Source organism: Mycobacterium sp. 1245499.0, assembly GCF_001673615.1.
Classification (GTDB): domain Bacteria; phylum Actinomycetota; class Actinomycetes; order Mycobacteriales; family Mycobacteriaceae; genus Mycobacterium; species Mycobacterium europaeum_A.
This window is the reverse complement of sequence record NZ_LZMG01000118.1, coordinates 1-8,742: the sequence shown is the minus strand read 5'-3', so window position 1 is coordinate 8,742 and position 8,742 is coordinate 1. Positions and strand designations below refer to the sequence as shown.

The 8,742-nt window shown below is 63.0% G+C and carries 10 protein-coding genes and 1 pseudogene; 10 read left to right on the top strand and 1 reads right to left on the bottom strand.

The window, feature by feature from the left end; genetic code table 11:
* Positions 1–156: 156 nt before the first annotated feature.
* From A5646_RS05955 to A5646_RS05925, 9 genes and pseudogenes are all read left to right on the top strand, one after another.
* Positions 157–687: pseudogene (locus A5646_RS05955) on the top strand (GTP-binding protein); the annotation flags it as partial.
* Between the two features lie 25 nt (positions 688–712).
* Positions 713–1,540, top strand: a complete 828-nt coding sequence (locus A5646_RS05950; protein ID WP_066881849.1) for an acyl-CoA thioesterase II — start codon at positions 713–715, stop codon at positions 1,538–1,540.
* A 250-nt stretch (positions 1,541–1,790) separates the two neighbouring features.
* Entirely contained in the window at positions 1,791–2,021 is a 231-nt protein-coding gene (locus tag A5646_RS05945; RefSeq protein WP_067020551.1) for a DUF6400 family protein, read from the top strand.
* 349 nt (positions 2,022–2,370) lie between these two features.
* A complete protein-coding gene (locus tag A5646_RS05940; protein ID WP_231997766.1) occupies positions 2,371–2,919 on the top strand; it encodes a MarR family winged helix-turn-helix transcriptional regulator in 549 nt (182 codons plus the stop codon).
* 38 nt (positions 2,920–2,957) lie between these two features.
* Positions 2,958–3,320 (top strand): nuclear transport factor 2 family protein, encoded by a 363-nt coding sequence (locus A5646_RS05935; RefSeq protein ID WP_231998249.1) that lies wholly within the window; start codon positions 2,958–2,960, stop codon positions 3,318–3,320.
* 61 nt (positions 3,321–3,381) lie between these two features.
* Complete coding sequence (locus A5646_RS05930; RefSeq protein WP_067020548.1) at positions 3,382–4,122, top strand: SDR family oxidoreductase; 741 nt, start codon at positions 3,382–3,384, stop codon at positions 4,120–4,122.
* A 550-nt stretch (positions 4,123–4,672) separates the two neighbouring features.
* Entirely contained in the window at positions 4,673–5,062 is a 390-nt protein-coding gene (locus tag A5646_RS29760) for a DUF6221 family protein (RefSeq protein ID WP_369806913.1), read from the top strand.
* A 542-nt stretch (positions 5,063–5,604) separates the two neighbouring features.
* Positions 5,605–5,745: a hypothetical protein gene (locus A5646_RS28785; RefSeq protein ID WP_156765528.1), complete on the top strand. Its 141-nt coding sequence runs from the start codon at positions 5,605–5,607 to the stop codon at positions 5,743–5,745.
* A 194-nt stretch (positions 5,746–5,939) separates the two neighbouring features.
* Positions 5,940–6,158 carry a hypothetical protein gene (locus tag A5646_RS05925; RefSeq protein ID WP_067020545.1) on the top strand — a complete coding sequence of 73 codons (219 nt, stop codon included), beginning with the start codon at positions 5,940–5,942 and terminating at the stop codon, positions 6,156–6,158.
* A 26-nt stretch (positions 6,159–6,184) separates the two neighbouring features.
* On the opposite strand, the gene A5646_RS05920 is transcribed toward A5646_RS05925, so the two are convergent.
* Positions 6,185–8,023 carry a hypothetical protein gene (locus tag A5646_RS05920; protein ID WP_067020542.1) on the bottom strand — a complete coding sequence of 613 codons (1,839 nt, stop codon included), beginning with the start codon at positions 8,021–8,023 and terminating at the stop codon, positions 6,185–6,187.
* 242 nt (positions 8,024–8,265) lie between these two features.
* On the opposite strand from A5646_RS05920, the gene A5646_RS05915 reads away from it, so the two are divergent.
* A complete protein-coding gene (locus tag A5646_RS05915; protein ID WP_067020539.1) occupies positions 8,266–8,712 on the top strand; it encodes a hypothetical protein in 447 nt (148 codons plus the stop codon).
* The last annotated feature ends 30 nt before the right edge of the window (positions 8,713–8,742 follow it).

The following is an 8,742-nucleotide window of genomic DNA, read 5'->3' as shown; positions in this document are numbered from 1 at the left end:
CCCGTGGTGCCGACGACGGGTACGCGCGGATTGCGTTGTGCCGCCCGCTGTGTGACGCGGTGCAGCACCGTCGACCGCTCATCTTCCGGAACCTGGTCGAGCTTGTTCACCACGATGAGCGACGCCGCGCCGTAGCGCACCGGCGGCAGGGCGCCGCGGTCGACGGTGCTGCACCGCGTCACACAGCGGGCGGCACAACGCAATCCGCGCGTACCCGTCGTCGGCACCACGGGTGGCCAGATAGACCCGGCACTGCTGTTCGACGCCTCGGCCACGTCCGGTCAGGTCGGGCAACTCTCGTTTCTGGACCTGGCGGCCGATCACGAGCACGAGCACGTGCACGTCCACGCCGATGCCGTCACGGTCAGCAGCTCCGGTTGCGTGGACCCCGATGCCCTGGTCGACCTTCTCGAAGAGCCGCCGCCGCAGGTGTTCAGGCTGAAAGGCGTCGTCGCGGTGCGGCACCGCACCACCGTCCGGGAGTATGTCGTCAATCTGGTGGGGAGCGGAATCCACATCGCGAAGGCGCCGCGGGGAGCCATGGCCAATTGTCTGGTGGCCATCGGGATGCATCTCGACGTTCCCGCCGTCCGCGCCCGGCTCGACAACGCACTGCAGCCCGCGCCGGGGCCGGCGCCGGCGCAAGCCTTGCGGCGGTTGGAGCGGTACCGGCGAATCAGCGTCTGAGAAAGGTCCGGCAAGATACGGGTCGATGTCATCTTCGCTGGGCGACGTGCTCGCCACCTTGGAGCTCGAGAGGGTCGACCAGTGGCTCTTCGTCGGGCAGCAGTTGCCCGCGCCCGCCAACCACATTCTGGGTGGCCATATCTCCGCTCAGGCTTTGTTGGCCGCAAGCCACACCGCGCCGGGCCGGGCGCCGCACAGCGTCCACACGTACTTCCTGCGGCCCGGCGATTCGCGTCGGCCGGTGGACTTCGAGGTTGTCGATCTTCAAGAGGGCCGGACCTTTTCGGCGCGCCGGGTGACGGCGCGCCAGGACGGCAAGATTTTGATGGAAGCGATGTCATCGTTCAAGGTCACCGATTCCGCAAACGCGCAGGTCGTCTACCAACCGCCCATGCCGGCGGCTGCTGCCCCAGAATCCCTGCCGTGGGTTGCGCCGCATCTGGCGGAGTCCGACGAGAGCGCCCGAGGGCGGTGGGCGAGCCTGCGCTGGTTCGAGCGGCGCATCATCGACACCGAGGTCGCTCCGCCCGCACGCGCGCTGATGTGGTGGCGCCCCGACGGGCACGTTCCCGACGATCCGGTGTTGACCGCAAGCCTGGTGGCTTACCTGTCGGCGGTGACGTTGACGGAGCCGGCATATGCGGCGCGCGGTGGTGTCGGGGCGTCCGCTCAACGAGACCATTCGGTGTGGTTTCACGGCCCGGCGGCGTTGTCGGATTGGCTGCTCTATGACCGGTCCTCACCAAGTAGCGCTGGTTCCTTGGCGTTGGCCAGTGGGGCCATGTTCAACCGCAGCGGCGCATTGGTATGCACCGTGAAGCAAGAGATGTATTTCCCGCCGCACACCGCCTAAGGCCCTCAAGCGGCGCGTCGCCAAAACTGCTGTCCTGTAAGTATATTCGTCACCGTGATGTATTGCTGGTGAAAGGCCGGGGAACGGGGGGTCGGGGCCCGCGGGCCGGATGGGGCGCCCGGTGCGATGGTCGTGCGCGACACGAAGTGTGACGAAGCTCAACCAGTAACAGTGACGTGGGTCATAGCCCTGCCGACGTCAATCGGGTCATCCTGGCCGTTCGTTCGCAAATCTAACGGCTGGGAGCGTTATGGCCGACCTCAACTTCGCCTATGATCTGACCCTCGACGAGGCGCGCCGACGCAGCGCAGTGGTCGAGGCGATGACTGACGACTGGGACCCCATTGCCGTGCTCGCCCAGGAAGAACAGGCCTACGAAATGTTGTACTCGAATCTGGACGACGAGCAGCAACGGGTGTACGACGAGTTGGTCCGCGCCGGCGTACTGCCCGAACGGACGGCCGCTCGTGCTGCCGATTGATCCGACCGCCGACCGTGCCCGCCGCGCATGGTTGCCCTGCCCGCGCTGCGATCACCGCGCGATTTGTGGCGATTGCCGAAGCAGCCGTAACTGCGATACGCACTGGCAGTATCTGCTGAGCAACAGGGGCACGCTGGTGCACTTGCAGTGCTCGGATTGCGGTCACCTTTGGTCGACCGACACGCATCGCCGCACGCGCCCCATGCGGTAGCGGACCCTGGCCCTGAATGCGTAGGGCCAATGACGCTGCTGATGCAGGATTATTCGTCACAGTGACGTATTCGCCAGGATTGACAGTGGGGAGGGGAGCGGGCTCACCACAAGCTCGACCGCACCAAAAGCACCGGGGTTGGCTTCAAATGGCGCGAAGGCCGTCATACTGACAAGCGTGACGACAAGCAAAGCGCGGGACACATCACCGAAGCAGGTGTGGCTAACGCCGAAACAGCAGCGCGCCTGGATCACCTACATGCGCGTGCAGCTGCGAATGAACTACGAGATGAACCGCCAGTTGCAGGCCGAATCCGGATTGTCGCTGGCCGACTACGACGTGCTGGTCGCACTCAGCGGTCACCGCGGCGACGGCATGCGTGTCAGCGATCTGGCGGCGCACATCGGCTGGGAGCGCAGCAGGCTGTCACATCAGTTGCGGCGCATGGAGGAACGCGGCCTGACCGAAAGGCGGCCAAGCGTTGGTGATGGCCGGACCACCAATGTCGCTCTCACCCCGCGTGGGCGGCAGGCCATCGATGAAGCCGCTCCCGGTCACGTCGACCTGGTTCGCAGGCTGTTCTTCGATCCCTTGCCGGAGAACCTGCTCGCACCCTTCACCGCTGCCCTGGAGCATATTCATGTCAACCTCAATCACAACAGCTCGCTACCGCCCGCGCTCAGCTAGAATTAGGTGAAACATCATCTAATTGAGAGGGTCGCCACGTGAGCGATGTCATCAGCCATCTGATGGAAACCAACCTGCTGGCCGTATTCGACGAACGTGACCCGCAGCGCCGCGCCGAGGCGATCGCCAAGACGTATGCGGATGATGTGCAGTGGATCGACGACGAAGGTACCGCGTCCGGTCATGACGAATTGAACGCCAAAGCCGCTGCGCTGCAGGTTAAACTCCCCGGCCTCCATTTCGTGAAGGCGGGTCCGGTCCGCCAGACTCGTGGACTGGGGTTTCTGGCGTGGGAAGTGCGTACCCCGGACGGCAGCACTGTCGCATCGGGCTTCGATGTGGCCGAGATATCCAATAAACGGATCGTTCGGTTGTGGACGGTGTTGAACACGCCGGAATAGGTGATAAATCACCTACGTTGTATTGCGGCGACGCACACCCGCTAAAGAACGGAGTCCGATCATGGGACAGCTCGACGGCAAGACGGCACTGCTCACCGGTGGAACCTCGGGGATCGGCCTAGCTACGGCGCAGCGGTTCGTCGACGAAGGCGCATACGTCTTCATCACCGGTCGCGACCGCGCCCGCCTCGACGAAGCAGCCGCCTCGATCGGCGCCCATGGAGTGCAGAGCGATATCAGCAAGCCGGGCGATCTGGATATCTTGGCCGCCGAAATCTCAGCGCATGGGAAAGGGCTTGACGTGGTCTTCGCCAACGCGGGCGGTGGCGACTTTGCGGCCCTCGCCGATGTGACACCGGAACACTATCGGAACAACTTCGACCGCAACGTCGCCGGCACGGTGTTCACCGTCCAGAAGACGCTGCCGCTGCTCAATGAAGGCGCGTCGATCATCCTCGCCGGATCCACCGCGGCCTCCGAAGGCGTCCCGGCGTTTGGCCTCTACGCGGCTTCAAAGGCGGCCATCCGGTCCCTTGGCCGCACCTGGGCCGCGGAACTCGTCGACCGCAAGATTCGGGTGAACACCGTCGTTCCCGGCCCGATCGAAACTCCCGGACTCGCCGGGCTGGCACCTGGGGACCAGAAGCAGGATCTGCTCGACGGCATGGCCGATCAGGTGCCGATGAAGCGGTTAGGACGCCCGGAGGAGATTGCCGCCGCGGTGCTTTTCCTGGCGTCTGATCAGAGCAGCTTCATGACCGGCGCGGAGCTGGCTGTCGACGGTGGGCAGATCCAGCTCTGACTTCGACGCCGCGAGAACGTCCCGGCTTGCAATGCGGATGGATCGCCGAATAGTCCTGCGCCCCACCGCTATTCGTCACAGTGACGAATAGCGGTGGGGCGCGGTGAGGACGGGGGATGGGGATACCCGCGTTCGGTGCGGGCATTTATCGCTTCGTAGCCCACCCGTGCGGTGTTGGCTTGTCCGCCACTGGTGATTGGATCGGGAAGGCACCCCGAGTTGCCGCCGGGCCGCCGGCCAACGCGTGAGACCTTCGAAGCGCTTGCGGGACATGGGTATTCGTCACAGTGACGAATTGATGTCTGCGGCAGGAAGGCGGGAGGGGCGAGCGAACACCCATTGCGCGCCGCAACATGCCCACTTGGCGGTCGTCGCTCGAATGGACCGTCCGCCATCGATTCGCGGCGCCCGGACTCATCGCCCGCCGATGACGCTTATCGCCGCGGCGGCAGGCGACGCTGCGCTGAGGTGCGGTCGAAGGCCCAAAACGGGTGGTCACCGCCGTGGTCGGGCGTGAGCTCGCGATTCGCTTTTGCCGATAAGCGACATTATGTCAGGTAAACTACGCCACGCTCATCCGATGAATCAGACCTGCCCCGACTGTCGGTCTCAACGCATCCCGCGGTTGTCGCAGTCAATCTGGCGGCATTCAAATTCTGTAGCGCGAGCGAGTGGCAAGGGCGGCCACCGTTCATCTTCTGCGATCCGGGCCGCGCTGAGCGCGAAGCACCGGGGCGAGGGGTCCAGGCGTGGTCTGTCGACACGGGGTTTGCGTGAGACGGCGTTCAAGCGTCGCCTCGTTGATGATGCGCTGCGGGGCGTCAGTTGGAACTTCGCGCGGGGTGAGGATGGTGAAGTTCATGCGAAGAAGCTCGTTCTCGGGCAGTTGGCGATGATTTACGCCGACCACCCTGACTTTGATGCTCGCTGGGTGAGCTGACACCCAGGCGTTGTCTCGTTTCTAGAGAAACGAGACAGGGTCGACAGGCACTCCCCCGCTCTGAAATGGCAGTTCAAGTCGTCTCAAATCTTGTCTCGAATCTCTCCGCGGCTATCGGCCTGGCTGGCAGTTCGGCCGATGGGAAGTACGGCGTGGTTGTGGCCACGGACGCGGGGGGCCATCATGACCCTGACTCGATCCCCCAACTCCGATGAGACGGACATGCACCACAAGCTGGCGGTTCCCTGCATCCGGCTGCCAGGTCCATCGCGAAAGGACAGCCGCAGCACGTCGCCTACACAATGCCGCGTAGGCGGGCCGCAAGCGCACTCTGGTCCTCACCGAGGACGGGCACTAACTATGGGAGGTGTTGCGAACCCGGCTGCACGCCTCCGGCCTCTTCGCCGACCTTGACGCGCAGCAACAGGAGACCTTGCTCGCGCTGCTGACGAAAATGCAGACACCGCAACGCCGATAGCGGAGCAACGCACGCCGACCACGGGATACACGATGTCGCATGGCTGAATGGATCGCAGTTCGGAGTGCTGAGCTGCGAGGGAAGCAACGACGACTCCAACGTCGAGATCACCGGTGCGGTGATCCCGCTCTCCGAACTCAAACAGATCGACATCGCTATCGAAGATCAGCGCTACGACGAAGGATCGCGACGCGTGACCCAATAGACTCGCCGCGCCACCTTCACCTTCAGCGGAAAAAGGACTCACCTTGAAGTCAACAGAAACACCGGACCGGCGACCCGATAAGACCGGCGACTTCATCGATCAAGTCCTGCTGGCACTTGTCTCCTACTGCCAACCAGGCTGAAGCAGCGGGGGCCCGCGAACACCCTTGCGCGACTACTTACGACGCCGAAAGCATGTGGCGGTGGGTTGCAGCACTCATCGAGGACGACGACGAGACCGCGGAACGCGTCCAACGCCAGATCGGCGACTGCCCGCGCTGCCTCCGTGCCGTCGCGGGCGGCCTCGCCGGCTTTGTCGGCGGCATCCTCATCGACCGCGCAGGGCGAGACGTCCCACTGCAAGTCGCTCAGCACTACCTCGCCGAGGTGCTGTCCTCGCCCGACATCATTTAGGTGCAACAGCGAAGAGGAATGCTCCGCTAAAGATTCGACACTGAAAGCGGGATGGGTGGCCCAACCTTGTCGAGTAAGAGCCGTTTCGCTACACGCACGTAGCGCCCCAACGGGCGGTCGACGCCCTTTAATTCGAGAAATGTTTGCAACCGCATCGGCGCGGGCCCAGTGCATGCGCGACGCCATTCCCCTAGCAAGCTAACGAAAGCGTTCGGCATTCGCTCCCCGCATATGCCGTCAAACACTCGTAACTCGTGATAAAGAAGAATTCCGGGCGCCCTCACATTCGCACCGAGTTGGCCTGACTGCAACTTGATGTCGATATCAGCAAACACGGTCACCGGTATGCCGGCATTGGGAACTACCACTAAGGGCACGAAAATTGTGTTCGGGCCGAGTGTCTGCTCCCCCCAGCCATGTTCCACGAGCAACTTCATCGTGGATTGCAATTGCTTGAATTTGTGATCGACGAATGTTTCTTTAAGGTCCGTTTGGTAGTCGTCAGGGTCGGCGAATCCTTGTGCCGCATCAGCGTCGAGCCAATGATTTGTTGCGTCGACCAGGATGCAGGTGTTGCCGTGGAGCAATACCCAGTCACAGACCGACCGGGTATTGCCTTTACTGCTCCATGCGTGCTGCATTTCCTTTTCGGTGATTAGCGTGATCGCGCCGCGGGTGCGCCGTGCCGCCCGACGAAACAAAGCCCCGACGGTGGCCTCGAATACGTAGTTCATCGCCTGGCTGAATTGCTCTCCGATGGGCGCCTTTTCGGTTCCAAAACCGAAGAATGTCTGCCAGTAGAGTTGCGAACCGCAGAAGCGATCGAGTACCCACAGGGGTCGCAGCACTATGTACTCGCCGGGGATGACTTCTACAAGTGGCCGTTCGGTGAAGGTGTACCTGCGGTGCGCGAGCGATCCGCTTTTCCGTTCCTTAGCGAGCCGTTTGCGGTACTCATTGAGCGGCAACACAGCCGAAGATTTCAGCAACTCAGCAGCAGCCGGGGCGATCGGGGGCCCTAAGGAATCTGCGCTGATCGCGACGGCGCCTGATTTCGTGCGATCCCATAACAGTAGACCCATACGAATCACGTCGCGTAGGGGCGCATTCGTCGCGGCCGCGAATGCTTCCTCAGGTGTGTCACCAATGAGGTTGTGAGGCGCAGCCTCGGGCCACCCCTTGAACCAGGTGTCATAGGTGTCGGCCAGGACCGTGTGGGGCACCCCGGTTGCAGCGGTCTGCATCCGCGCGAATTCGTAAGGCAGTTGCCGGCGGAGTTCCTGTAGGAGAAACTCGTCGTCGCCCATCGCGGTGTTGTAGGCGTCGAGTTCCTCGCCGCTGGGCGGCCACGACGTGAAGAAGTCCGGTCGTTGTTGGGCCTCTTGGTCACCGTTGATGGACAGCACTAGGCGAACGAAATCGTCTCGACTCAATGCGGCGAGGTCCGCTCCACCGCGGTCAGGTTCGGTACACCATTCGATGACTTCGCGGATCAGATGGTTCAGCGCAGGCGGCGGCATGAGTCGACTGCCCTGTGCCAGGGGCTCTTGAACTTTGACGGCCAGATCACCGGTCAACTTGCCGACGAAACGCTTCTCGAAAGCGGACTCCCGCGAATACAGAGCCTCCGTGTCGAGCGCGGCGTATGTCGAGCAGACGAAATTCAGAGTAGGGCGCAGTCCGTAGCCGCACAGCAAGGCTTTCCGACCCGCCTCGTCAAAATGCTCCACTCCAATGCTCGTCGCTGTAATGCACTGCGGCCCAAGGTCCATTGCGAACAATTTCAGGAAGGACTCGTACTGTTCCTGAGATGCAAACCACGGCGGAGCTTCCTTCGGAATGCCTGGATCACCTGGTTTGGGCATAAATGAAAACGCTAAGCCCAGAGCCCGATCATCGTCGCGTTCGGCACGCCGAGTCGGGCTGAGGTTTCATTGAGAACTACGCGGGCATCGACACAGCCTGCTCGAGCGGCGGGCCCAAACGCACTACGTGGTGTCGTTCACGCGAAGTACACGGCGCTGACCGCACCGACTCGTGCGTGATCAGCCAGTACGTTGGTTGGGTGGTCGCCTACAGTGTCCGTAGCCGCAGGATCGCTCGAGGCTTGTTGGCGCTGGTGTGCGTGGCTGCGGCGGCCGCAGGTGTGGTCGTCGCGTGGCGCATCGAGGAGCGGGCACAACCGTGTTGGAGTGTGCGGCAATTCATCGAGTTCAACCGCGATACGCAGGCCTCGCTGAAAGCCAAGACGCGGTTCGCGCCGCCCGGCTCGTATGAACCAGACGTGGTACCGGCTGCTGGCGACTACCAGGCCTGGCTCGACGGTCTGCAGCAGCGCGCCGACGAGGTGACTGCACCTGAGCTGTCGGCGCACGCGCAACGGGCCGCGGCGCTGGCGCGCGAATTCATGAACGATGCCAACCAAATGAGCGCCGAACTGGACAAACAAGATCCTTTGAAACCGCAACTGCCACCGTCGGCGAAGGCGGCAGGCCAGGTTAACCGCGAGTTCGGCGACGAGTTGGCCGCGCTGGCACGCGCCTGCCCGATCTGAGCGCGTCGGTAGCCCACTCGCGCTTCGCTG